Raw genomic sequence first — 21198 nt, 5'->3', positions numbered from 1 at the left:
CCGCTAGCAGGCGTCGAGCAGGGCCTCACGGGCGCTGGCGTAGCGCTCGGACCTGGCGCCGGTCACGACCTCCTGGAGCTCGCGCCCGGCTCGACCGAGCGCGTCGAGGTCGTCGTAGTCGTCGCCGGTCGAGCCGGCGGCCTTGGCGAGCATCGCCACCCCATCGACCTTGTCGAGCTCGGCGAGGCTCCACCGGTCTCCGAGGTCCTGCGGCAGCGAGCGGGCGCCGGCGCAGGCGAGCTCGCGGTCGTCGGGGTCTCGGCCGAGGACCAACCAGGCCGCGCCGAAGCCGATCAGCAGGGCCAGGAGCAGCGACCCCACGGCCGTCACAGTTCGCGTCATGCGGCCTACGTCCCCGCGGGGCGAGGCGGCGAAACCTCGCCGGGAGGGCTCAGCGGGTCAGCAGCCCCTGGGCTCGGGCACGGCTCAGCCAGCCGGGGTACTCGGTCATCAACCGCTCGAAGAGGGCGTCGTCGCTGATCGGGTTCGTCCCGAGCAGCTCGTCCTCGGTGACCGAGAAGAAGTCGGCGTTGTCGGTGTAGCGCCCCTCCAGATCGTCGAGCTTCTCCAGGTAGGGGAAGCCGCGCGAGCCGATGCCCATGAACTGCCAGAAGATCGGCTCGTACGACGCGGCGCTGACCTGCTTGGTGGCCAGCGGCTTGTCCGAGGGCTCCCCGTCGGTCACGAACATCACGTAGACCGGCACGTCGGCCGCATGCGGCTGGGTCCGCTCGTCGCTGCTCCCGAAGTAGTGCCTGCGCACCGCCGTGACGGCCGCCCCGTAGCGGGTGTCGAACTCGAGGGGGTGCTGCTTGAGCATCGCCTTGACGTACTCGGGGTAGCCCTCCAGGCGCAGCCCGCCGGGCTGGTGCACGGACTTGCCGAACAGGAAGACGTCGACCTCGCCGTCGTCGTCGAAGCGCAGCCCGAGGGCCAGCACCCGCTCGGCCAGGCGCTGGACGGCGCCGCGGGAGTAGAGGCGGTTCATCGACCCCGAGATGTCGAGGACCAGGGCGACCCGGGCGGTGTGCTCGCCGAGCCCCCGCTTCTCCAGGCTCACGCCGGCCTTCTTCACCAGGCTGAGCATCTGGGTGTCACCGGTGGAGGTGAGCTTCTTCTCCAGGTCGATCACCCGGCGCTTCTCGAGGCTGACCGCCTCCGCCGGGGCGGGGGCCGCCGCGGGCGCGGGCGCCGAGGCAGCAGCCGGCTCGTCGTCGACCGAGACGCCCACGTCGGTGGCCATCGCGGCCAGGCCATCGGTCCAGCCGCGCCCGACCGCGCGGACCTTCCACTCGGCTCCGCGGCGGTAGACCTCCGCGAAGACCATCGCGGTCTCCGCGCCCGCCTCGAGCTCGGTGCGCACCGCGGGCGGCGCCGAGTCCGGGGACTGCTCGTCGGTGACCTCCACGCCCAGCCCGGCCAGGTCGCCGAAGCGGCCTCCGTCCAGCGAGGCGCCGATCACGATCTTGTCCACGTCGGCGGGCACGCCGGCGAGATCGATCGCCACCCGGTCGAGCGTGGTGGCGCCGCGCGCCGACTTGCCGAGGTGGCGCACCGCGCCGTCCGCGCCCGAGGGCTGGTTGTAGAAGACGAAGTCGGCGTCCGAGCGGACCCGCCCGCCCCCGTCGCACAGGAAGGCGGACAGGTCGGCGTCGACACCGCTGCGCGCCACCCAGGTCAGGGTGACCACGACGCGTGCGCCGAGACCGGCTCCAGCGAGGCCGACGTTGCCGCCCCGCTGGAGCTGGTGGGTCACTTGCGACCCTTCGCCCACTGCATGCCCCAGCCGTAGGAGCGGTCCAGCTCGGCCTGGGAGCCGTTGATGTAGCGCACCTCGCGGTCGACGCGCAGCGCGCCGCCGTCGTTGGTGAGCATCGCGATCGCGCAGGTGATCGCCGAGTTCGAGGTCTCGTCGAGGCGGATCTCGATCGGGGCCGCCCCGACCGGGTGCAGGGTCACGACGCCGTCGGCCGCCGCCCAGTTGGGCGTGCCCTCGTAGATGAACGCGAAGACCAGCACCCGCTTGATCTCCGAGAGCCGGTCGAGGTTGACCGTGAGCGTCTCGCCCGCGGCGTTCTGGCCGGAGCGGTCGTCACCGTCGAGCATCACGTACGGCGCGGCGTCGAGGGACCCGAAGGAGTTGCCGAGGGCCTGGACGACGCCCTTGCGGCCGTCCTGCAGCTCCCACAGCGCGGCCAGGTCGAGGTCGACGCCGGAGGAGCGGGCCTTGCGGAAGAGGCCCTTGGCGGGAGCCTGCTGCGTCTGGGCCCAGTTGAGGTTGATCCGCATGCGCCCCGAGGCTCCCTGGCCCTTGGCCAGCGAGATCGACGGGGCGGACTTGGTCAGCGTGACCTTGCTCAGGGACACGCCCGCCCCGCTCCCTCCGTCGCCGGAGGGAGCGGGGCGCTTGGTGTAGTCGACCATGGGAGACAGGTCCTAGACGTTCACGCCGAAGTCGGCGGCGATGCCGCGCAGGCCCGAGGCGTAGCCCTGGCCGACGGCCTTGAACTTCCACTCGGCGCCGCTGCGGTAGACCTCGCCGAAGACCATCGCGGTCTCCACCGAGGCGTCCTCGGTCAGGTCGTAGCGAGCGATCTCGGTGCCGCCGGTCTGGTTGACCACACGGATGAACGCGTTGCGCACGGCGCCGAAGTTCTGCTTGCGGGTGTCGGCGTCGTAGATCGAGACCGCGAAGACGATCTTCTCGGCCTCGGCGGGCACCGCGGCGAGGTTGATCTTGACGACCTCGTCGTCGCCCTCGCCCTCACCGGTGAGGTTGTCGCCGAGGTGCTCGACCGAGCCGTCGGCGGACTTGAGGTTGTTGAAGAAGACGAAGTGCTGGTCGGAGAGCACCTTCCCGTTGGCGCCGGTGATGATGGCCGAGGCGTCGAGGTCGAACTCACCTCCCGAGAACGTGTTGGTGTCCCAGCCGAGACCGACGTTGACGGCGGTCAGACCCGGCGCCTCCTTGGAGAGCGAGACGTTGCCGCCCTTGCTGAGCGAGACTCCCATTGAATTCCCTTTCGCTTGGTGGTGCTGTCGTGGTGTCAGTTCTATCGGGTGGGTGGCTATCGCGGCGGCGAGAGTGCCGCTGAGAGCTCCCCGGGCCTACTGCTGCTGGCCCCGGGCGACCAGCCGGCGCCCGAGCTCGACGGCGCTGGCGGCGTCGAGCAGGTTGGTGTGGGACTCCACGATCCGCATCATCGCCGGGTCCTCGCGCAGCCTCTCCGAGGACTGCATCAGCACCGTGCCCGCGCCGGTGAAGTCGTACTGGCGCTCCTCGCCCGACTGGCGGCCGAACATCCCCTGGACGCCGGCCATGAACGAGGCGGCCATCCAGTTGAGGTCGTAGTGCTGCGAGGGCGACGGGCAGTCGGCCCAGCCCAGCAGCGCGTCCGGGTCGGCGCGGAACGGCGGCTCCACGAAGATCACCGGCCCGTTCGAGGAGGCCAGGAACTTGCCGGTCCCGATCAGCGTGACGAAGCCGGGCACGATCGACTGCTTGAGCTCCAGGGCCGGCTCGAAGCCCAGCAGGTTCACCTGCTTGATCGTCAGGTTGCCGGCCTCGAGGTCGTAGGAGTTGATGTCGTTGCCGTGGTCGCCGATCACGAGCTTGCCCTGGCCGGCCGCGACGATCCAGTCCTGCACGTACAGCGGGGAGGAGAACCGGGCGGCCACCCAGGAGGCCCGCGAGGCGAACGCCGCGACCCCGGAGAAGTCGATGTTGCCGTAGTAGGCGATCATCGCGCCCTTGTTGAGGAACCACTCGCCGGCCAGGTCGATCGAGAACGCGTAGGCGTTGACGTTGTCGTTGCTGGGCAGCGTCTGGGCGTTGAAGACGGACATGTTCAACCCACCGATCATCAGAACTTCTCCTCCGAGGCCTGCACGTAGACGGTGCCGTGGCCCGTCACGTGGAGCTGGAAGGCCTCGCCGGAGCCGCGACCGATGAGGTCGCGCATCCCGACGCTGGCCTTGAGGTCGACGTTGAGCGCGCCGACGTGTCCGACGTACGCCTGCGGGTCCACGCCCACGGTGTCGCCGTTGAGCTGGAGGTCGAAGGTGCCGCCGTGCGAGAGCACCGCCACCGAGCCGTGCCCCGAGACCCGGGTGGTGAAGAGGCCCTGGCCCGTCATCGCCCCGCGTACGGCGGCGCGCACGCCGCCCTGGCCGATGAACTCGACGCTGGTCTGGAGGTTGGCGTCGTGCGCGAGCAGCCGGTCGGCCTCCACGATGAGGGAGTCGCCGGTCAGCTCGATCACCGTGATGTAGAGACCCTCGTAGCCGTAGAGCACCGAGCCGGTGCCCTCGGTCGCCATCATCCGGCTGGACTCTCCGGACATCGCGGCGCCGATCATCCCGCCGACGCCCTGACCTTGGCCCGCGATCGGGCGGAAGCTGACCGCGCCGTCGTAGCCGAGCATCGCGCCGCGCCGGGCGAGGACCGGGCGCTGCGGGTCGACCTGGACCCGGACCACCTTGCTGTTGACCTTCTCGAACGTCATCGCAGCCTCCTCAGCGCTCTGCCGGCTGGATGTAGACCAGTCCCTGGCCCTCGAAGCGCAGCGAGAAGGGCTCGCCGCCGTCCTCGCCGATCAGCGAGCGCCACGACACCCCGGAGACCAGCGACATCTGCAGCTGGCCGGTCCCCGCGACGTAGGCGTCCGGGTCGACGACCAGGGGCTGGCCGGGGACCACCTCGAGGCCGATCAGTGGACCGTCGGACATGATGGCGCACTGGCCGGTGCCGGTGACCTTCGTGGTGGCCAGGCCCTGGCCGGAGGTCATCCCACGCAGGCCGGCGAACTGGACGTCGAGCTTCAGGCCGGCGGTCACCGCGAGGATGTGCTCGGACTCCACGGTCAGCGTGTCGTTGTCGAGGTGCACGACCGTGACGTCGAGGGCGTCCTGGGCGAGGTAGGCGCGGCCGGTGCCGGTGCACTCCATCAGCATGAGGGACTCGCCGGCGACCTTCTGCTTGAGCGCGGCCCGGAAGCCTCCGCCGCCGCCCATGCCGGCGTGCTTGAAGTCGATGCTGCCGGAGTAGGCCACCATCGACCCAGCCGCGGCGCGGATGGTGTCCCCCGTCAGATCAGCGTGCAGAACCCGTTTGTCCGCGGTCAGCGTCGCCACTGCCACCCCCTCGTGCGTGCCTGTGCAGGCGTGTCGTCGTGCCGCCCCGGCCGGGGCGCCGGGGGCAGCCTAGCGGCGCCGCAGCACCCATGGTTCGAGTCGCGAGTAACCCTTGACCGCCGCAGCCGCTGGAGCGGAACGGCGATCCCTCGTCGCGCCCCGTCGGATGGTCGAGGTCGTGCTCGAGGCAGAGCTCGTCGTGGGCGCCGGGTCGGCGGGTACGTCTCAGGCCTGCAGGTTGTCGGGGTGCGGCGACATCCGGTCGTGTGCGGCCTTCTCCAGCGCCTGCTGGAAGGCCGGGACCTGGACGCAGAGCTGCTCGAGCTTCTCGCGCGAGAGGTGCAGCAGCCGCAGCTCGGAGAGGCTGACGATGGTCGCCGTGCGCAGGGTGTGGTTGATGATCGAGGTCTCGCCGACGATGTCGCCGGGGCCGAGGGTGGCGATCTCGTGGCCGTGGCGCCGTACCGAGACCTCGCCCGCCTCGATGATGTAGGCCTTGTCGGCCGGGGTGCCCTCCCAGATCGGCGACCAGCCCGCCGGCACGCTCACCGGCGTCGCCGCGGCCTTGATCCGGGCGACGTCCTGGGGAGCGAGCCCGTCGAAGATTCCCGTCATCGGGGTCCTGCCTCTCTGCTGTGGTCCGTCCACGGCCGTCTCAACGGCCGGGGCGCCTGGATGTCACGCCGCGCGCCGGCACGAGGCTTGTAACGCGGTGTTACACCCACTATGGCAGCGAAATAGCGCTGCGTCAGTGTGAGTAACCCCGCGTTACAGCTGGCCGGGCGGGGGGAGGCGGGGAGGGCGGGGGAGGCGGGTCAGGGGGTGGGGAGCGGGTCCCGGGTGACGGGGCAGCTCATGCAGCGGGGGCCGCCGCGTCCGGAGCCCAGCTCGGAGCCGGCGATCCGGACCACCTCGATGCCGGCCTCCTCGAGCCGGTCGTTGGTCTCCACGTTGCGCTCGTAGGCCACCGCCAGCCGCGGCGCCAGGGCGAGGGTGTTGTTGCCGTCGTCCCACTGCTCGCGCTCGGCGGTGACCGGGTCCAGGCCGGTGTCGATCTGGTGCAGCGTGTCGATGTGCATCGCCTTCGCCGCGGCGACGAGGAACGGCTCCGGTCCGCTGACCAGCAGCCGGAGGTCGCGGTCGTCGGCGACGGTCCCCTCCGGCGCGGTCACCGCGTAGGCCTGCAGCGAGTCGGCGATGTTGGGGTACATCACGATCTTGTCGACGTCGACCATCGTGCACACCGTGTCGAGGTGCATCGTGGCGCGCTCCTGGGCGATGGGTACGGCGAGCACGGTGTGCGCCAGCGCGTCGTTGAGGAGCTGTCGGGCGAGCCGCTCGACCCCGGCCGGCGTGGTCCGCTCGCCGACCCCCACCGCGATCACGCCGGGGGCGAGCAGCAGCACGTCGCCGCCCTCGACGTGCTCGTACTGCCAGCCGTGCAGCTTCGCGGTCCCCGCGAACCGGGGGTGGTCGGTGTAGATCAGCTCGGTCAGCTGGGTCTCGCGGGCCCGGGCCGGCATCGCCAGCGACGTCACCGTCACCCGGTCGCGCACCCACACGCTCGAGTCGCGGGTGAACAGCAGGTTCGGCAGCGGGTCGATCAGGAAGTCGTCGCTGGCCAGCAGCGAGGTGACCAGCCCATGTCCGCCGCGGACCTCGTCGTTGCGGATGCCGGCGGTGAGGTGGGTGGTCAGCTCCTCGGGGGAGGCGTCGTGCAGGGCGCCGACCAGGTAGTCGCGCAGCGTGTCGCCCAGGTGCAGGCCGGACAGGGCGGTGGTGATGGCGTGCTCGCGCGCCGCCTCGCTCTGCAGGGTCTCGGCGAGCAGGTCGGTCAGGTAGAGCACCTCCACCTCCCGCTCGCGCAGCGCCGCGGCGAAGGCGTCGTGCTCGTCCTGGGCCCGGGCGACCCACGGGATGCCGTCGAAGAGCAGCCGGTCGTTGTTGCGGGGGGTGAGTCGCTTGAGCTCGGGGCCGGGCCGGTGCAGCAGGACCGTGCGGAGCCTGCCGACCTCGCTGTCGGCCCCTGTGGTCGTGGCGACGCGGCGGTCGGCCTCCGGCGCGGCGGCGGTGTCGGCACTCATGGACGAGACTCTAGACCGGGCGACCCGGCCTGCGGGCCCGGTCCGAGGCGCCCGTCCGAGGCGCCCGTCCGAGGCGCCCGTCCGAGGCGCCCGCTCAGCGCAGCAGGTCGTAGGTGGTGAGCGCGGCCAGCGCCAGGCACACGGTCGCCCCGACGTAGTGCAGGACGCTGAGCCTGACGTGGCCCAGCAGCCAGCGACCCGCCAGCACCGCGAGGCCGCTCACCGCGAGCAGCGCTCCCAGCGAGCCGACGAAGACGCTGACCGGGTCGTCGTACTTGGCCACCAGCGACAGCGTCAGCAGCTGCGAGAGGTCGCCCCACTCGGCGGCGAACAGCACCAGGAAGCTCGCCCCGATGGCCTTCCACCCCTGCGCCTCGGGGGCCTTTTCGGCGAACTCCGCGCCGTCGTCGGCCGCGTCGTGGGCGCGCGCCTCGCGCAGCAGCAGCACGGCCCCGGCGAGGAACAGCACGGCGGCGGCGCCGTGCACCAGGTCCTCGGGCAGCAGCGCCGCGGCCTTGCCGAGGGCCACCGCGATGCCCACCTGCACCGCGAAGGCGAGACCGACGCCGATCCAGACGTAGAGCGGCCGGAACTTCGTCGAGAGCACCAGCGTGGCCAGGAAGGTCTTGTCCGGCAGCTCCACCACGAAGATGGCGGCGAAGGTGAGCGCGACGACGACGAGATCCACGCGCCGAGGATCCCATCGGGGCGCGCGCGGGCGCACACTAGGGTGAGCGGGTGCCCTCCCCAGCCTCCGCGCGCTTCTCCTACCTCGGTCCCGAGGGGACCTTCACCGAGCAGGCCCTGGGCTCGCTGCCGCAGGCCGCCGACGCCGAGCGGCGCCCCGCCGCGACGGTGACCGTCGCCCTCGACGCGGTGCGCAGCGGCGAGTGCGACGGCGCGGTGGTGCCGATCGAGAACTCGGTCGAGGGATCGGTCCCGGTCACCCTGGACGAGCTGGCCACCGGCGCGCCGCTGATGATCACCGCCGAGATGACCGTGCCGATCCGCTTCTCGCTCTCCGTGCGCCCCGGTACGACGCGCGCCGACGTCCGCGTGGTGGCGACCCACCCGCACGCCGCCGCGCAGACCCGGCGCTGGGTCGCCGAGAACCTGCCGGGCGCGAGCGTGGTGCACACCACCTCGACCGCCGCCGCCTCCGCCGGCCTCGCCGACGGCAGCGCCACCTGGGACGCCGCGATCTCCGCCCCGCTGGCCGCCGCGCGCTACGGCCTGACCACGCTGGCCGAGGGCATCGGCGACAACCCCGACGCGGTGACCCGCTTCGTGCTGGTCACCCGACCGGGGCCGGTGGCGCCGCCGAGTGGCGCGGACAAGACCTCGCTGGTCGTCTTCATCCGCAACGACCACCCCGGCGCGCTGCTCGAACTGCTCGAGGAGTTCACGCTGCGCGGCGTCAACCTCTCGCGCATCGAGTCGCGCCCCACCGGCGTCGGGCTCGGCCGCTACTGCTTCTCGATCGACTGCGAGGGCCACCTCGCCGACGCCCGGGTCGGCGAGGCGCTCACGGGCCTGCGCCGTACCTCCGCCGACGTACGCTTCCTCGGCAGCTACCCCCGGGTGGACAAGGTGGCGCCGGAGATCCGCCCCGGCACCTCCGACCGCGACTTCCGCGACGCCGCCGCCTGGCTCGAGGCGCTGCGACGCGGCCACTGAGGCACACGCCGCGACCTGCTCGCGGCGGCGGGCCTACCAAGGGCGCGCCTGACGACGACTAGGCTCTGGCGCCATGCCCGTGGCCCTCGCTTCCCTCGCCCTGATCGTCGCCCTGGGAGGTCTCGCGCTCGCCGTCCTCGCGCTGCGTCGCGCCCGGCCCGAGGAGCGGCCGGCCACCTCCGACGCCCTGCCCGAGGACGTGCACGGCCTGCGCCAGGAGGTCGCCGCGCTGCGCGCCGAGGCGGCCGACGCGCTGCGCCACCTCGCCGTGGTGCGCTACGACGCGTTCGGGGACATGGGCGGGCACCTGTCCTGGTCCCTGGCGCTGCTCGACGACGCCGGGCACGGCGTCGTGCTGACCTCGATCCACGGCCGCAGCGAGGCCCGCACGTACGCCAAGTCGATCACCTCGTGGTCCAGCGAGCAGCAGCTCTCGCCGGAGGAGGACGAGGCGATCGCGCACGCGCGCCCGCGCTGAAGCCGCTGACAGCGCGGTCTGCCGCGCCTAGGGTCGCGGCCATGAACCCGTTGCGCCCGGCCGCGATCGCGCTGGGCCGCCAGCCGTGGCTGCCCAGGTACCTGCCGGTGATCGTCCGCGTCGACCAGACGCTGCGGCGGGTCTCCCGTGGCCGGGTCACGCTGCTCACCTTCGCCGGCCTGCCCGAGCTCTTCCTCACCGTGCCCGGGCGCAAGTCCGGGGTCGCGCGCACCACGCCGCTGCTGTGCGTGCCCCACCAAGGGGCCTGGCTGGTCGCCGGCTCCAACTGGGGCGCCGCCAAGACGCCGCTGTGGGTGGCCAACCTGCGCGCGGTCATCGAGGCGGAGGGCACGGCGCGCGTGGAGTTCAAGGGACGCGCCCTCGCCGCCCGTGCCCAGGAGCTGAGCGGCCCCGAGCGCAGTGAGGCTTGGGCCGCGATGGTCGAGACCTGGCCCAACTACCGCGCGTACGCCGCGCGCACCGAGCGCCTGATCCCCGTCTTCGCGCTCACCCCGACGGGTGACTGACCGGTAACTGGAGATTCCCAGGCACCAGGTGAAGGCGATCCTCCAGTTACCCGTGGGTCGCTGGGCGGGGCTGGGCTGGGCGGGGCGGGGCGGGCTGCGCGGGGCTGGGCGGCGCGTGGCGGGATTGCGACGAGGCGACGTTCCTCGTCCACGGCTGCCACCACGCGCCCATCCCGCTTCCACCCCGCGGGGCCCGGCATACCCAGAGGTAACTGGAGATTCCCAGGCACCAGATGAAGGCGATCCTCTAGTTACCCGTGAGTCGCTGCGTGGGGCGACCCAGGGTGTGGCCTGCGCGGGGGCGGCGCGGGGCGGGGCGGGGCTTGGTGGTGCTGGCGGCGCGTGGCCGGGCTGGCCCTGGGCGGGCAGCGTGGGCGCGGGAAGCGCCGGCTGCGGGCGACAGACGGCTGCGGGCGACAGACGGCGCGTGGGGGGATTGCGACGAGGCGACGTTCCTCGTCCGTGGCTGCCCACGCGCCCATCCCGCTTCCACCCCGCTGGACCCGGCCTACCCAGAGGTAACTGGAGATTCCCACGCACCAGGTGAAGGCGATCCTCCAGTTACCCGTGAGTCACCACTCGACGCGGCGCTGCGCGGCGCGGGCGGTCAGCGGGGGACGCGCACCAGCAGCCGGCCGTGGATGCACTCCATCCGCAGCTCGCGCCCGGAGCCGATCGAGTCGCCGTCCAGCTGACGGGGGGTGTCGATCGCGGCGCGCACCACCACGGTGGCACCGGTCATCCGGTTGACGAGCTCGTCGGTGTGCTTGCCCTTGAGCATCACCCGCCAGGCCAGCGGGACCCAGGCGAAGAAGTTCTTCGGGTGCAGGATCACCACGTCCAGCTCGCCGTCGTCGATCGTCGCGTCGGGCAGCAGCGGCATCCCGGCCTGCAGGAAGCCGACGTTGCCGACCACGACGGTGCGGGCGCGGTGCTTGGTGAAGGGGCCGTCGTCGACGGAGACCTCGACCCGGACCGCCGGGAACATCAGCGACTTGAGCCCGGAGACGACGTAGGCCATCCAGCCGACGCGCTTCTTGAGACCCTCGTTGACACCCTCCATGATCGCGGCGTCGAAGCCCATCCCGGCCATCACCATGAAGTGGGTGTCCTCGAGCCCGTCGCCGGAGACCTTCACCAGGTCGATCGCCCGGTCCTGGCCGTTGAGCGCGACGTCGATCGCGGAGCGGATGTAGAGGGGGATGTCGAGGTTGCGGGCCAGCAGGTTGCCGGTGCCGGCGGGCACGATCCCGACCGGGATGCCGGTGCCGGCGAGCACGGCGCACACCTCGCGCACCGTCCCGTCGCCGCCGCAGACGATCACCAGGTCCGAGCCCTCCAGGGCGGCCGCCTCGGCCATCCCGCGCCCGGGATCCTCGATCGAGGTGTAGTGCCAGCGCGGCTCGGACCAGCCGGCCTCGGCGGCCATCGTGGACACGATCGAGCGGAACTGGCCGGGGTCCTCGACCTTGATCGGGTTGAGCACCACCGAGAGCCGTCGCTGGGAGGTGTAGACCTCCTGCAGCGGCTCGGTGCTCTCCGCGATGCTGCGCGGGCGGGGGTTGATCAGGGCCAGCGAGAGCAGCACGAAGGTCAGGGCCAGCAGCGCGCCGCCGACCACGTCGGAGGGGTAGTGGCGCCCCAGCAGGACCCGGTCCAGGCAGACCAGCACCAGGACCGCCAGCGACAGCACGGTCGCCGCCCGGCGCACGTTGGCGCGGCGTACCAGCATCGTCACCAGGACGATGACGACCCCGGCCATGGCCGCGACCGAGGAGGCGTGCCCGGAGGGGAACGCGTTGTTGAGGTGGATGTCGACACCGTCCTGCCAGGCGGGCCGGTCGCGGCCGAACAGGAGCTTGGAGCCGGTCGTGGCCAGAGCCGTCGAGGCCATCACCGCGACGGTGAAGTACGCCGCCCGCCGGTAGGCCTTGACGAAGAGCGCGATCGCCAGGACCGCGGTGTAGATCGTCATCGCGATCGAGCTGAAGACGTCCTCGACGATGCCCAGGGCCGTGCGCAGCGCGGAGTGGTCCACCGTCCACGCGGTCGCGGACTCGCCCCGGCCGTCCAGCTCGCGCAGCGGCGCCCAGTCGGTGACGACGAGCCCGGCCAGCGCCAGGTAGGCCGCCAGGGCCGTCGCGGCCCAGACCAGGGTGACCAGGCGGGAACGGTCGAGCACTCGTGGGGCTCCTCTCACAGGCACGAGCGAATGCTCGGCGATCATGCGGTGGACAGACGCTCAAGTATGGCGTGCGGCCCGTCCCCGCCCTCATCGCGGCCGACGGCTAGCCTTGCCGCATGATCGACCCGCGACTCCTCCGTGAAGCCCCCGACCGCGTGCGCGCCGCCCAGGCCAAGCGCGGTCTGTCCGACGACGTCGTGGACCGCGCCCTGGCCGCCGACGAGGCGCGCCGTACCGCGATCACGCAGTTCGAGGCCAAGCGGGGCGAGCAGAAGCAGCTCGGCAAGCTGATCCCCCGGGCCACCGGGGACGAGAAGGCCGACCTGCTCGCCCGCACGAAGCTCCTGGCCGCCGAGGTGAAGGCCGCCGAGGCCGCCCAGGGCGCGGCCGAGGAGGAGTGGCAGGCGGCCCTCGCCAGCATCCCGAACCCGGCGGCCGACGAGGCGCCGGCCGGGGGCGAGGAGGACTTCGTCGTCCTGGAGACCGTCGGCACGCCGCGCGACTTCGCCGCCGAGGGCTTCGAGCCGCGCGACCACATCGAGCTGGGCAGGATCCTCGGTGCGATCGACATCGAGCGCGGCGCCAAGGTCTCCGGCAGCCGCTTCTACTTCCTCACCGGCGTCGGCGCCCAACTGGAGCGCGCGCTGGTCAACATGGCGATGGACCAGGCCCGCGAGTCCGGCTTCATCGAGGTGATCCCACCGTCGCTGGTCAAGCCGCGGGCGATGGAGGGCACCGGCTTCCTGGGCCAGGCCGCCGACGACGTCTACCGCATCGAGGGCCAGGACATGTACCTGGTGGGGACCTCCGAGGTGCCGATGGCCGCCTACCACAGCGACGAGATCCTGGACGGCGAGTCGCTGCCCAAGCGCTACGCCGCCTTCAGCCCCTGCTTCCGCAAGGAGGCCGGCTCGCACGGCAAGGACACCAAGGGCATCATCCGGGTGCACTGGTTCGACAAGGTCGAGATGTTCGTCTACACCACCGTCGAGGAGTCCTACGCCGAGCACCAGCGGCTGCTGGGCTGGGAGAAGGAGTTCCTCGGCAAGCTCGAGCTGGCCTACCGGGTGATCGACGTGGCGGCCGGCGACCTCGGGCTCTCGGCGCAGCGCAAGTTCGACTGCGAGGCCTGGATCCCCACCCAGGGCAAGTACCGCGAGCTGACCTCGACCTCGAACTGCACCGAGTTCCAGAGCCGGCGCCTCGACATCCGGGCCCGCTTCGGCGACGACGGGATCAAGCACGTGGCGACCCTGAACGGCACGCTGTGCGCGATGACCCGCACGATCGTGGCGATCCTGGAGACCCATCAGCAGGCCGACGGGTCGGTGCGGGTGCCGGCCGCCCTGCGGCCCTACCTCGGCGGACGCGAGCTGCTGGAGCCGGTCCGTGGCTGATTCGCTGCGCGACGGCGTGCTGCCCGGTGAGACCCCGCTCGGTGAGACCCCGTCCGGCGAGGCCGCGTCCGGTCCGGGCCAGGACCCCACCACGACGGCCGGCGCCCCCGGCTCCCCGGGCTGGCGACCGAAGGTGGTGGCCCTCGACATCGACGGGACGCTGATCCGCTGGAGCGACGCCGGCAGCAGCCCGCGCGAGGAGATCACCCCGGCGGTGCACGCCGCGGTGCAGCGCGCCCAGGACGCCGGCGCCCACATCGTGCTGGCCAGCGGCCGCTCACCGCACGGGATGACGTTCGTGGCCGACCTGCTCGACCTGCACACCGAGGGCGACGAGCCGCTGTGGATCGTCGCCTCCAACGGTGCGGTGATCTTCCGCTACCCGCCGATGGAGGTGGTCCACGAGGAGACCTTCGACGCGGCGCCGGCGGTGGCTGCGGTGCTGGAGCACCACCCCGAGGCGCTGGTCGGGGTCGAGGAGCGTGGGGTGGGCTACCGGGTCAACCGGCACTTCCCCGACGGCGAGCTCTCCGGGGAGATGATCATCACCGCGGTCGAGGACATCGTCGCCGAGCCGGTCAGCCGGGTGATCATCCGCGACCCCGAGGCCACCGCGGAGGACTTCATGGAGCTGGCCGCGCGCCTCGGCCTGCACGGCACCGACTACGTCGTGGGCTGGACGGCGTGGCTCGACCTCGCCCCGGTCGGCGTCTCCAAGGCCTCCGGCCTGCAGCGTGTGGTCGATGCCCTCGGCGTGCGGGCCAGCGACGTGCTGGCGATCGGCGACGGCCGCAACGACCTCGAGATGCTCGCCTGGGCGGGCCGGGGGGTCGCGATGGGCCAGGCCGTGCAGATCGTCCACGACACCGCCGACGCGTCCACCCTGGGGGTCGACGAGGACGGGGCGGCCGTCGAGATCGACCGCTGGTTCAGCTGACCTCGTGAGCGCGCCGACTCCCGTGCCCCGGCTGGTGGCGACCGACCTGGACGGCACCTTGCTGCACAGCGACGGCACCGTCACCGCACGCACCCGCGAGGTCCTTGAGGAGCTCGACCGGCGCGGCGTGCCGGTGGTCTTCGTGACCGGTCGTCCGCTGCGCTGGATGGAGGCGCTGTGGAGCGATGTCGGCGGGCACGGGCTGGCCATCTGCTCCAACGGCGGCATCGTCTACGACGTGTCGCGCCACGAGGTCCGCTCGGCGCGCACGATCGCCCCGGCGACGACCGTGCAGGTCGGCGAGCTGGTGCGCGGACTGGTGCCGGGCACCGCGTTCGCGCTGGAGAAGACCGACGGGTTCGCGCGGGAGGAGTCGTTCCTGCCCCGGGTGGCGCCCCCGCACGCCGTACCGGTGGGGGCGCTGGAGGACATCGCCGACGACTCGGTGGTCAAGGTGCTGGCTCGCCACGACACCAGGGACCCCGAGTCGTTTTGGGCGGACGTCGAGAAGGCGGTCGGCCACCTGGTCACGACCACCTGGTCCTCCTCCGGCGCGCTGGTCGAGATGAGCGCGCACGGCGTCACCAAGGCCTCCACCCTCGAGCTGCTGTGCCAGGAGATGGGCGTGGCGTCCGCCGAGGTGGTCGCGTTCGGCGACATGCCCAACGACATCGCGCTGCTCGAGTGGGCCGGGACGTCGTACGCGATGGGCAACGCTCACCCCTCGGTGCACGCGAGCGCGACGCGGCGCGCTCCGGGCAACGACGCCGACGGGGTGGCGAGCGTGCTGGCCGAGATCTTCGAGATCTGAGCGCCGCTGCCCCCGGGGCGGGGGGCACCGGCCTCGGCCCCGGCCTGATTGACTGGGGCCGCGAAGCAGGGGAGGGAGCCACGCGGCGCCGGCGTCCCACCCATGCACAGACGCTCGAGCAGCACCTGGGAAGGGCGGCATGACCACCACGCACGACACTCACCACGTACGACGTCCCTCCCGGTCGTCCGCACGCCGCCTGACCGCACGCCGCCTGAGCGCGCTCCTGCTGGCGGTGGTGGCCGGCCTGGCGCCGCTCGGCCTCACGCCCATGGCCGCCGCCGAGCCGTCGGCCCCGCGCTGCGCCGTCCAGTCCGTCGCCGAGCACGCCGCGAACGCGGACGTCGTCCTGCTCGGTACCGCACGCAACCGGGCCGGCGCGACGAGCAGCAGCCCGGGCCAGAAGACCCCGCCGGCCACCGAGGCCGAGGTCTGGCTGGTCACCGTGCAGCGGGTCTTCGCCGGCACCCCCGACGCGAGCACCCTCGAGGTCACGCTGCCGCCGCTGCTCGACGTGGTCCGGCTGCAGGAGGGGGGCTCCTACGTGCTCTTCCTGGTGCGTGAGCGCGGGGGCTGGGCGGTGCGCCCGTGCAGCGGCTCGGCGCCGGCCACGACGTCGCTGACCGACCGGGTGGCCCGGGCGCTGGGCGAGGGGGCGGCGCCGACGCCGCCGCCGACCACGGCCGAGCGCAGCATCGTCGAGGAGGACGAGCCGACGCCGCTGGTGCGGCTGGCCGCACCCGGCGCTGCGCTGGTCCTGGTCGGCCTGCTCGGACTGATCCTGGTCCGGATCGGCGAGCGTCCCGAACGCTAGAGGTACATGCCCCCGGAGGTGCCGGGACCCGTCGGGCCCTGCCGTTCCGCGGGGGCGGGGTGCGGGGCACCGGCCGCGGCCGACATCCCCGGCGGCAGCGAGCGGCGGATCTGCTCCAGCTGGGCCCGGGCGGCCATCTGCTGGGCGTAGATGGCGGTCTGGATGCCGTGGAAGAGGCCCTCGAGCCAGCCCACCAGCTGAGCCTGGGCGATGCGGAGCTCGCCTTCGCTGGGGGTGCCCTCCGCGAACGGGAGCGAGAGCCGCTGCAGCTCCTCGACCAGCTCGGGGGCGAGGCCGGCCTCGAGCTCCCGGATCGAGGAGTGGTGGATCTCCTTGAGCCGGGCGCGACTCGCCTCGTCCAGGGGCGCCGCCTTCACCTCCTCGAGCAGCTGGCGGATCATGCTGCCGATCCGCATCACCTTGGCCGGCTGCTCGACGAGGTCGGTGAGGCTGCGCTCCTCGTCCTGTTCGTCTGGCTGCTCGGCGGGCATGGCGTTCACCGCGCTGGCCGGCACGGTGCCCATCGGCTGGCCGTCCGGCCCGACGATCACGATGTGCTCACCGGGCTCCGAGGAGGCGCCAGCGGAGCGTGCGGGAGGCTGCGTGTGGTCGCTCATGGGCCCAATCTAGTCCGGGCCTCCAGACGGGGGCCGCTGCTCAGAGGGTGAGCAGGATCTTGCCGCTGTGCCCGCCCTCGCCCATCAGTGCGTGCGCTCGGGCCACCTCGTCGAGCGGCATCCGCTCGTGGACGACGGGCCGGACCTGCCCGTCGGCGACCAGCGGCCAGACGTGCTCGGCCACCGCGGCGCAGATGGCTGCCTTCTCCTCGACGGGCCGGGCCCGCAGGGAGGTGGCGGTGACGGTGCCGCGCTTGGCCAGCAGCTTGCCGAGGTCGAGCTCACCCTTGGTGCCGCCCTGCATGCCGATCACCACCAGCCGGCCCTCGACGGCGAGCGCGGAGACGTTGCGGGGCAGGTACTTCGCGCCCATGTTGTCGAGGATGACGTCGGCGCCGTGGCCGTCCCCGGTCGAGCGCAGCACCTCGACGAAGTCCTCCTCGCGGTAGTCGATGGTGACGTCGGCACCGAGCTCGGCGCACAACGCCCGCTTCTCGGGAGAGCCGGCGGTGGCGAAGACCTTCGCGCCGTACGCCGAGGCGAGCTGGATCGCCATCGTGCCGATGCCGCCGGCGCCGCCGTGCACGAGGAAGTGCTCGCCGGGCTGGAGGCCGGCGACCATGAACACGTTGGACCACACGGTGCAGGCCACCTCGGGCAGCGCGGCTGCCGTGACCAGGTCGACGCCCGCGGGGACCGCCATCACCTGGCCGGCCGGCACCACCACCCGTGAGGCGTAGCCGCCGCCGGAGAGCAGCGCGCAGACCTCGTCGCCCACCGACCAGCCGGTCACGTCCGGGCCCACGGCGGCGATGGTGCCGCTGCACTCCAGGCCGAGGACGTCGGTGACCCCGGGCGGCGGCGGGTAGAAGCCCTGGCGCTGCAGGATGTCGGCGCGGTTCACGGCTGTGGCCACGACCGCGATGGCGACCTCTCCCGGGCCGGGATCGGCGTCCGGCAGCTCGATGATGGTCAGGGCCTCGGGGCCCCCGGGCTCAGGGGCGATGACGGCACGCATGACGTCCACCCTAGGAGCCCCGTCCAGGGCGCCGTCCAGGAGACCCCGTGTCGGCGCCGGACACCGGCCGCTCAGGCCTCGAAGACGTCCGCGGAGTGGTCGACGCCCGAGTCGTCGGGGACGGGCTCGGAGACGTCCAGGGGGTCCGGTGCGCCGGCGGGCCGCTCCCAGCCCTCGGCCAGGGCCTGGGCCCGCCCCGCGAGCTGCTCGGTGCGCTCCGGGTCGGCCGCGGTCATCCCGACGGCCAGGCCCAGCAGGTAGGTGGTGATCGGTGCGGCGGGGCGCTCGACCTGGTGCGCGGCGATCCGGGCCAGGTCGAGGACGAGTCCCTCGTCCACCTCGACGTCGGCGTCGAGATCCAGGACGTCGCACAGCTCGTCGATCCAGTCGTGCAGGTTCACGAGTCCCACCCTCGCCCAACCCGGCAGGGTCCGCAACTTGCGGCGTGTCGCGTCAGCCGCGGAGGTCGCGCAGGTCGCTCCAGGTGTCGACGTCGGCGCCCTCGTCGCCGCTGGCCGGCACCTCGGCGAGGTCGAGGTCGGCCAGCAGCCGGTGCAGCGCCATCCCGTGCTGCTCCTCCCGGCCGGGCCGGACCTCCTCGAGGCGGCGCACGTCGAGCACCCCGGCCAGCTGGCGGCGCCGCTCGCCGCCGGACTCGACGAGGAACGCGCCGTCGTGGCCTGCCGCGGCCTCGCGGAGCCGGCGGAACGTGTGCGCGGTGACCCGGGGCATGTCGACGGCGAGGACGCCGAGCAGCCTCGGGGTGGCGTAGAGGGCGTCGCGGCCGGTGAGCAGCCCGGCGACGGGGCCGCCGCGGGGCGGGTCCTCGCGGGTGAACGTGACGGGACGCTCGGTCGACACCTGCTCGCCCACCACCACGATCTCGTCGGCATCGACGAGCGCATCGAGCGCGTAGGCCAGCAGGGTGCGCCCGGCGTGCTCGATCGCGGCCTTGTCCACGCCGTCCATCCGGGCGGCGGTGCCGCCGGCGAGGACGACGGCTGAGAAACCCTGGGCGCTGAGGTCGAAGTCCACCGGCGCAGTCTGTCACCCTGAGGGGATGAGCGACTCGCTGCGCATCGCGCTGGTCCAGGAGGCCTCCGGGCTCGACCCCGCCGAGAATCGCCGCAGGCTCGCCGCACTGGTGCCCGAGGACGCCGACCTGGTCGTGCTGCCCGAGGCGTGGGCGCGCGACTTCGGGCCGTCGGGCTCCGACGTGAGCCCGTTCGCCGAGCCGATGGACGGGCCGTTCGTGCGTGAGGTGGAGCGGGTGGCCGAGGAGCGCGGCACGACGATCGTGGCCGGCATGTTCGAGACCTCCGCCGACCCGGCGCGGCCCTGGAACACGCTGGTCGCGCGCGGGCCCGGCGTCGCCGCGTCGTACCGCAAGATCCACCTCTACGACTCGTTCGGCTACCGGGAATCCGACCGGCTGAGCGCCGGGACGACCGAGCCGGTGGTCGTCGACGTCGCGGGCTTCCGCGTCGGGCTGATGACCTGCTACGACCTGCGCTTCCCCGAGCTGGCCCGGGCGCTGGTGGACCGGGGAGCCGAGGTGCTGGTGGTGCCGGCGGCGTGGCTGGCCGGCCCCCTCAAGGTCGACCACTGGCGCACGCTCGCGCGCGCCCGGGCGATCGAGAACACCACCTGGGTGCTGGCGGTGGGCCAGCCGGCGCCTCGCTACACGGGCTGCTCCTTGGTCGTGGACCCGATGGGGGAGACGCTTGCCCAGGCCGGGCCCGAGCCCGGGGTGCTGCGGGCCACCCTGGAGCGTGAGGTGCTGGACCGGGCCCGGCGCACCAACCCGTCGCTGTCCAACCGGCGTCTGTAACCTTCCTCGTCGTGTCGTCCACCTCCAAGGGCCGTCGCGCGGCTCCGCGTCGTGCCGCCGCGCGACCCCCCTCGCGCCTGGCGCGTCTGCGTGCCCGCGGCGCCGGGATCGCGGCCGCGCCTCCGCACGCCGCGCAGCCGGCTCCGTCGAGCGAGGCGCCGACCGCCGAGCAGCCCGCGGTCACCGCGGCCGTGGCGCCGTTCCCCTCCGAGCCGATCACGATGGAGCAGCCCGCCGTCCGCCCCGCGGACCGGCGCGCCCACCGGAGCGAGGCGGCGCCGTCGCGCGGGACCGGGCGGCTCGGCGCCGGCGGCGCCGGCCGGTGGAGGAAGCCACCCGCGCCTCGTACCCGGCAGCTGCTGTGGGCCCTGGTCGTGCTGGTCGGCGTGGCTGGGATGATCGCCCCGATCGTGCCGGTCGGCCCGGCATGGCTGGGCGGGGCCGGCACCGTCACCCTCACGGCGGCGTACGTGTGGGGTCTGGCCGTGCGCACCGGCGGGCGGGCATTCGTCTTCACCCTGCTCGCCGTGGTCCTGGGGACCGGGGTCCTGGTGGTCGGCAACGAGCTGCTGCGCAGCGGTGCGGCGGTGCTGGTGTGCGTGGTGGCGGGCGTCTTCGCGGTGATGGCCACCGTGCCCGCCGTCACCTTCGCCCAGGCCGTGCGGGAGCTGCTGGTGGCGCTGGTCGTCGCTACCGGTGGCGGGCTGGCGGCGGTGGGCTACGAGCCCGTCGTGGTGCTGGACCGCTTCGAGTACGTCACGCTGGCGCTCGCCCTGGTGGCCTCGTTCGCCACGGTCTACCGCCTCGGTGCGGGTCTGCACGGGTTGGGCCGGCGCGGCTTCTTCGCGGTGCTCGTGGGCAGCCTGCTGCTGGCCGTCACGCTGGCGTACGCCGAGATGCTGCGCCGCTACGGCATGCCGGACGTGGTGGAGTCGGTGATGGAGGCGACGCGCTGGGCACGTGAGCACCTCGGCGGCGTGCCGCGCCCGATGATGGTGCTGCTCGGGGTGCCGGCCCTGGTCTGGGGATGTCACATGCGTGCGCGCCGCCGCCAGGGCTGGTGGTTCTGCGCCTTCGGCATCACCGCGACCGTGCCGCTGGTCCACATGATCGTCAACCCCGCGGCCTCGCTGGCCGAGGCGGGGCTCTCGGTCCTCTACAGCCTGTTGCTCGGCCTCTTGGTCGGCTACCTGGTGATCCGCCTCGACCTGGTCCTCACCGGGCCCAGGGGCGCCCGGGCCCGGCGCCTGGAGGAGGCCGCCGCGGTGCGCCCCGAGCCGGCCCGCAGCCAGCCGCTGCTCTAGCCATTCGGGGTACCTGCAAGTAACGACTACCGTCACGATCATGGCTCGCACCCAGCAGATCGAGATCGTGGCAGAGATGGTCGCGAACGTGATGGAGGTCCCGGTCGCGGCAGGCGACACGGTCGCACCGGGGGACACGGTCGTGCTGCTGGAGTCCATGAAGATGGAGATCCCGGTGCTGGTCGAGGTCGCCGGGCGAGTGGTCTCGGTCCGGGTCACCCCCGGGGACGTCGTCCAGGAGGGCGACGTGCTGGTCGTGCTCGACTGAGCTGCTGGCAGAGGGGGCGGGATTCGAACCCGCGGCTGACATCACTGCCAGCGACCGCTTTCAAGGCGGTTCCGATCGGCCACTCCGGCACCCCTCCTCGCCCGGCGCGAGCCACCT

Annotated in this window: 25 protein-coding genes and 1 tRNA gene; 10 read left to right on the top strand and 16 right to left on the bottom strand. The window is 72.9% G+C overall.

The genetic code is table 11. The features are described 5' to 3' along the window. Positions 1–3 precede the first annotated feature (3 nt). The 10 genes from AC6EI4_RS01655 to AC6EI4_RS01610 all read right to left on the bottom strand — a co-directional run bounded on the left by AC6EI4_RS01655 (position 4) and on the right by AC6EI4_RS01610 (position 7905). Entirely contained in the window at positions 4–342 is a 339-nt protein-coding gene (locus AC6EI4_RS01655) for a hypothetical protein (protein ID WP_498450366.1), read from the bottom strand. Positions 343–391: 49 nt separating this feature from the next. Then, complete coding sequence (locus tag AC6EI4_RS01650) at positions 392–1756, bottom strand: VWA domain-containing protein (RefSeq protein ID WP_498450365.1); 1365 nt, start codon at positions 1754–1756, stop codon at positions 392–394. Further along, entirely contained in the window at positions 1753–2424 is a 672-nt protein-coding gene (locus AC6EI4_RS01645) for a TerD family protein (protein ID WP_498420314.1), read from the bottom strand. The genes AC6EI4_RS01650 and AC6EI4_RS01645 overlap by 4 nt, the downstream gene beginning before the upstream one ends. A 12-nt stretch (positions 2425–2436) precedes the next feature. Further along, positions 2437–3012, bottom strand: a complete 576-nt coding sequence (locus tag AC6EI4_RS01640) for a TerD family protein (protein WP_498420316.1) — start codon at positions 3010–3012, stop codon at positions 2437–2439. Between the two features lie 96 nt (positions 3013–3108). Next, positions 3109–3864: an AIM24 family protein gene (locus AC6EI4_RS01635; RefSeq protein ID WP_498420318.1), complete on the bottom strand. Its 756-nt coding sequence runs from the start codon at positions 3862–3864 to the stop codon at positions 3109–3111. Then, positions 3864–4505 (bottom strand): AIM24 family protein, encoded by a 642-nt coding sequence (locus tag AC6EI4_RS01630; protein ID WP_498420320.1) that lies wholly within the window; start codon positions 4503–4505, stop codon positions 3864–3866. Before AC6EI4_RS01630 ends, AC6EI4_RS01635 begins: the two co-directional genes overlap by 1 nt. Positions 4506–4515: 10 nt before the next feature. Continuing rightward, on the bottom strand, positions 4516–5133 hold the full coding sequence (locus AC6EI4_RS01625; RefSeq protein WP_498420323.1) for an AIM24 family protein: 618 nt from the start codon (positions 5131–5133) through the stop codon (positions 4516–4518). 225 nt (positions 5134–5358) lie between these two features. After that, a complete protein-coding gene (locus AC6EI4_RS01620) occupies positions 5359–5748 on the bottom strand; it encodes a cyclic nucleotide-binding domain-containing protein (protein WP_498420324.1) in 390 nt (129 codons plus the stop codon). Positions 5749–5948: 200 nt separating this feature from the next. Further along, on the bottom strand, positions 5949–7217 hold the full coding sequence (locus tag AC6EI4_RS01615; RefSeq protein WP_498420327.1) for an arginine deiminase: 1269 nt from the start codon (positions 7215–7217) through the stop codon (positions 5949–5951). 94 nt (positions 7218–7311) lie between these two features. Then, positions 7312–7905 carry a TMEM165/GDT1 family protein gene (locus tag AC6EI4_RS01610; protein ID WP_498420328.1) on the bottom strand — a complete coding sequence of 198 codons (594 nt, stop codon included), beginning with the start codon at positions 7903–7905 and terminating at the stop codon, positions 7312–7314. A 50-nt stretch (positions 7906–7955) separates the two neighbouring features. Here AC6EI4_RS01610 and pheA point away from each other — a divergent pair, with 50 nt between their 5' ends. The 3 genes from pheA to AC6EI4_RS01595 all read left to right on the top strand — a co-directional run bounded on the left by pheA (position 7956) and on the right by AC6EI4_RS01595 (position 9899). Next, on the top strand, positions 7956–8894 hold the full coding sequence (gene pheA, locus AC6EI4_RS01605) for a prephenate dehydratase (protein ID WP_498420331.1): 939 nt from the start codon (positions 7956–7958) through the stop codon (positions 8892–8894). 73 nt (positions 8895–8967) lie between these two features. After that, complete coding sequence (locus AC6EI4_RS01600) at positions 8968–9372, top strand: DUF4446 family protein (RefSeq protein ID WP_498420334.1); 405 nt, start codon at positions 8968–8970, stop codon at positions 9370–9372. Positions 9373–9413: 41 nt separating this feature from the next. Beyond that, the gene (locus AC6EI4_RS01595) at positions 9414–9899 is read left to right on the top strand and encodes a nitroreductase family deazaflavin-dependent oxidoreductase (RefSeq protein ID WP_498450364.1); all 486 of its coding nucleotides are present in this window, start codon (positions 9414–9416) and stop codon (positions 9897–9899) included. A 607-nt stretch (positions 9900–10506) separates the two neighbouring features. Here AC6EI4_RS01595 and AC6EI4_RS01590 read toward each other — a convergent pair. Beyond that, a complete protein-coding gene (locus AC6EI4_RS01590) occupies positions 10507–12081 on the bottom strand; it encodes a bifunctional phosphatase PAP2/diacylglycerol kinase family protein (protein WP_498450363.1) in 1575 nt (524 codons plus the stop codon). A 119-nt stretch (positions 12082–12200) separates the two neighbouring features. Between AC6EI4_RS01590 and serS the strand changes: the two genes are divergently transcribed. The 4 genes from serS to AC6EI4_RS01570 all read left to right on the top strand — a co-directional run bounded on the left by serS (position 12201) and on the right by AC6EI4_RS01570 (position 16043). Continuing rightward, positions 12201–13481 carry a serine--tRNA ligase gene (serS, locus tag AC6EI4_RS01585; protein WP_498450362.1) on the top strand — a complete coding sequence of 427 codons (1281 nt, stop codon included), beginning with the start codon at positions 12201–12203 and terminating at the stop codon, positions 13479–13481. Then, on the top strand, positions 13474–14418 hold the full coding sequence (locus AC6EI4_RS01580; RefSeq protein WP_498420342.1) for an HAD family hydrolase: 945 nt from the start codon (positions 13474–13476) through the stop codon (positions 14416–14418). The genes serS and AC6EI4_RS01580 overlap by 8 nt, the downstream gene beginning before the upstream one ends. 4 nt (positions 14419–14422) lie before the next feature. After that, the gene (locus AC6EI4_RS01575) at positions 14423–15229 is read left to right on the top strand and encodes an HAD family hydrolase (RefSeq protein WP_498420344.1); all 807 of its coding nucleotides are present in this window, start codon (positions 14423–14425) and stop codon (positions 15227–15229) included. Between the two features lie 139 nt (positions 15230–15368). Next, positions 15369–16043 carry a hypothetical protein gene (locus AC6EI4_RS01570; RefSeq protein WP_498450361.1) on the top strand — a complete coding sequence of 225 codons (675 nt, stop codon included), beginning with the start codon at positions 15369–15371 and terminating at the stop codon, positions 16041–16043. Here the strand turns inward: AC6EI4_RS01570 and AC6EI4_RS01565 are convergent. From AC6EI4_RS01565 to mobA, 4 genes are all read right to left on the bottom strand, one after another. Continuing rightward, positions 16040–16660: a bacterial proteasome activator family protein gene (locus AC6EI4_RS01565; RefSeq protein ID WP_498420348.1), complete on the bottom strand. Its 621-nt coding sequence runs from the start codon at positions 16658–16660 to the stop codon at positions 16040–16042. The genes AC6EI4_RS01570 and AC6EI4_RS01565 overlap by 4 nt on opposite strands. A gap of 40 nt (positions 16661–16700) precedes the next feature. Further along, on the bottom strand, positions 16701–17678 hold the full coding sequence (locus AC6EI4_RS01560) for an NAD(P)H-quinone oxidoreductase (protein ID WP_498420351.1): 978 nt from the start codon (positions 17676–17678) through the stop codon (positions 16701–16703). 71 nt (positions 17679–17749) lie between these two features. Further along, complete coding sequence (locus tag AC6EI4_RS01555) at positions 17750–18079, bottom strand: DUF6457 domain-containing protein (RefSeq protein WP_498420353.1); 330 nt, start codon at positions 18077–18079, stop codon at positions 17750–17752. Between the two features lie 52 nt (positions 18080–18131). Then, positions 18132–18713, bottom strand: a complete 582-nt coding sequence (gene mobA / locus AC6EI4_RS01550) for a molybdenum cofactor guanylyltransferase (RefSeq protein WP_498450360.1) — start codon at positions 18711–18713, stop codon at positions 18132–18134. Between the two features lie 25 nt (positions 18714–18738). Between mobA and AC6EI4_RS01545 the strand changes: the two genes are divergently transcribed. The 3 genes from AC6EI4_RS01545 to AC6EI4_RS01535 are packed head-to-tail and all read left to right on the top strand — an operon-like array spanning position 18739 to position 21081. Then, positions 18739–19509 carry a carbon-nitrogen hydrolase family protein gene (locus AC6EI4_RS01545; RefSeq protein WP_498450359.1) on the top strand — a complete coding sequence of 257 codons (771 nt, stop codon included), beginning with the start codon at positions 18739–18741 and terminating at the stop codon, positions 19507–19509. 11 nt (positions 19510–19520) lie between these two features. Next, the gene (locus AC6EI4_RS01540; RefSeq protein ID WP_498450358.1) at positions 19521–20813 is read left to right on the top strand and encodes a hypothetical protein; all 1293 of its coding nucleotides are present in this window, start codon (positions 19521–19523) and stop codon (positions 20811–20813) included. Positions 20814–20853: 40 nt separating this feature from the next. Further along, positions 20854–21081 (top strand): biotin/lipoyl-binding carrier protein, encoded by a 228-nt coding sequence (locus AC6EI4_RS01535; protein WP_498420360.1) that lies wholly within the window; start codon positions 20854–20856, stop codon positions 21079–21081. Positions 21082–21086: 5 nt separating this feature from the next. On the opposite strand, the gene AC6EI4_RS01530 is transcribed toward AC6EI4_RS01535, so the two are convergent. Further along, positions 21087–21178: transfer RNA gene (locus tag AC6EI4_RS01530), tRNA-Ser, on the bottom strand. Between the last annotated feature and the right edge of the window lie 20 nt (positions 21179–21198).

This window comes from Nocardioides sp. Z43_10 (genome assembly GCF_059766615.1).
This window is presented reverse-complemented; position numbering and strand designations above follow the sequence as displayed.

Bases quoted from the DNA above. Each gene is read 5' to 3' on its own strand.
- AC6EI4_RS01565 (WP_498420348.1), bottom strand. From the start codon at position 16,660: ATGAGCGACCACACGCAGCCTCCCGCACGCTCCGCTGGCGCCTCCTCG.
- serS (WP_498450362.1), top strand. From the start codon at position 12,201: ATGATCGACCCGCGACTCCTCCGTGAAGCCCCCGACCGCGTGCGCGCC.
- AC6EI4_RS01655 (WP_498450366.1), bottom strand. From the start codon at position 342: ATGACGCGAACTGTGACGGCCGTGGGGTCGCTGCTCCTGGCCCTGCTG.
- AC6EI4_RS01620 (WP_498420324.1), bottom strand. From the start codon at position 5,748: ATGACGGGAATCTTCGACGGGCTCGCTCCCCAGGACGTCGCCCGGATC.
- AC6EI4_RS01560 (WP_498420351.1), bottom strand. From the start codon at position 17,678: ATGCGTGCCGTCATCGCCCCTGAGCCCGGGGGCCCCGAGGCCCTGACC.
- AC6EI4_RS01545 (WP_498450359.1), top strand. From the start codon at position 18,739: ATGAGCGACTCGCTGCGCATCGCGCTGGTCCAGGAGGCCTCCGGGCTC.
- AC6EI4_RS01640 (WP_498420316.1), bottom strand. From the start codon at position 3,012: ATGGGAGTCTCGCTCAGCAAGGGCGGCAACGTCTCGCTCTCCAAGGAG.
- AC6EI4_RS01645 (WP_498420314.1), bottom strand. From the start codon at position 2,424: ATGGTCGACTACACCAAGCGCCCCGCTCCCTCCGGCGACGGAGGGAGC.
- AC6EI4_RS01535 (WP_498420360.1), top strand. From the start codon at position 20,854: ATGGCTCGCACCCAGCAGATCGAGATCGTGGCAGAGATGGTCGCGAAC.
- AC6EI4_RS01595 (WP_498450364.1), top strand. From the start codon at position 9,414: ATGAACCCGTTGCGCCCGGCCGCGATCGCGCTGGGCCGCCAGCCGTGG.
- AC6EI4_RS01615 (WP_498420327.1), bottom strand. From the start codon at position 7,217: ATGAGTGCCGACACCGCCGCCGCGCCGGAGGCCGACCGCCGCGTCGCC.
- AC6EI4_RS01600 (WP_498420334.1), top strand. From the start codon at position 8,968: ATGCCCGTGGCCCTCGCTTCCCTCGCCCTGATCGTCGCCCTGGGAGGT.
- AC6EI4_RS01630 (WP_498420320.1), bottom strand. From the start codon at position 4,505: ATGACGTTCGAGAAGGTCAACAGCAAGGTGGTCCGGGTCCAGGTCGAC.
- AC6EI4_RS01635 (WP_498420318.1), bottom strand. From the start codon at position 3,864: ATGATCGGTGGGTTGAACATGTCCGTCTTCAACGCCCAGACGCTGCCC.
- AC6EI4_RS01570 (WP_498450361.1), top strand. From the start codon at position 15,369: ATGACCACCACGCACGACACTCACCACGTACGACGTCCCTCCCGGTCG.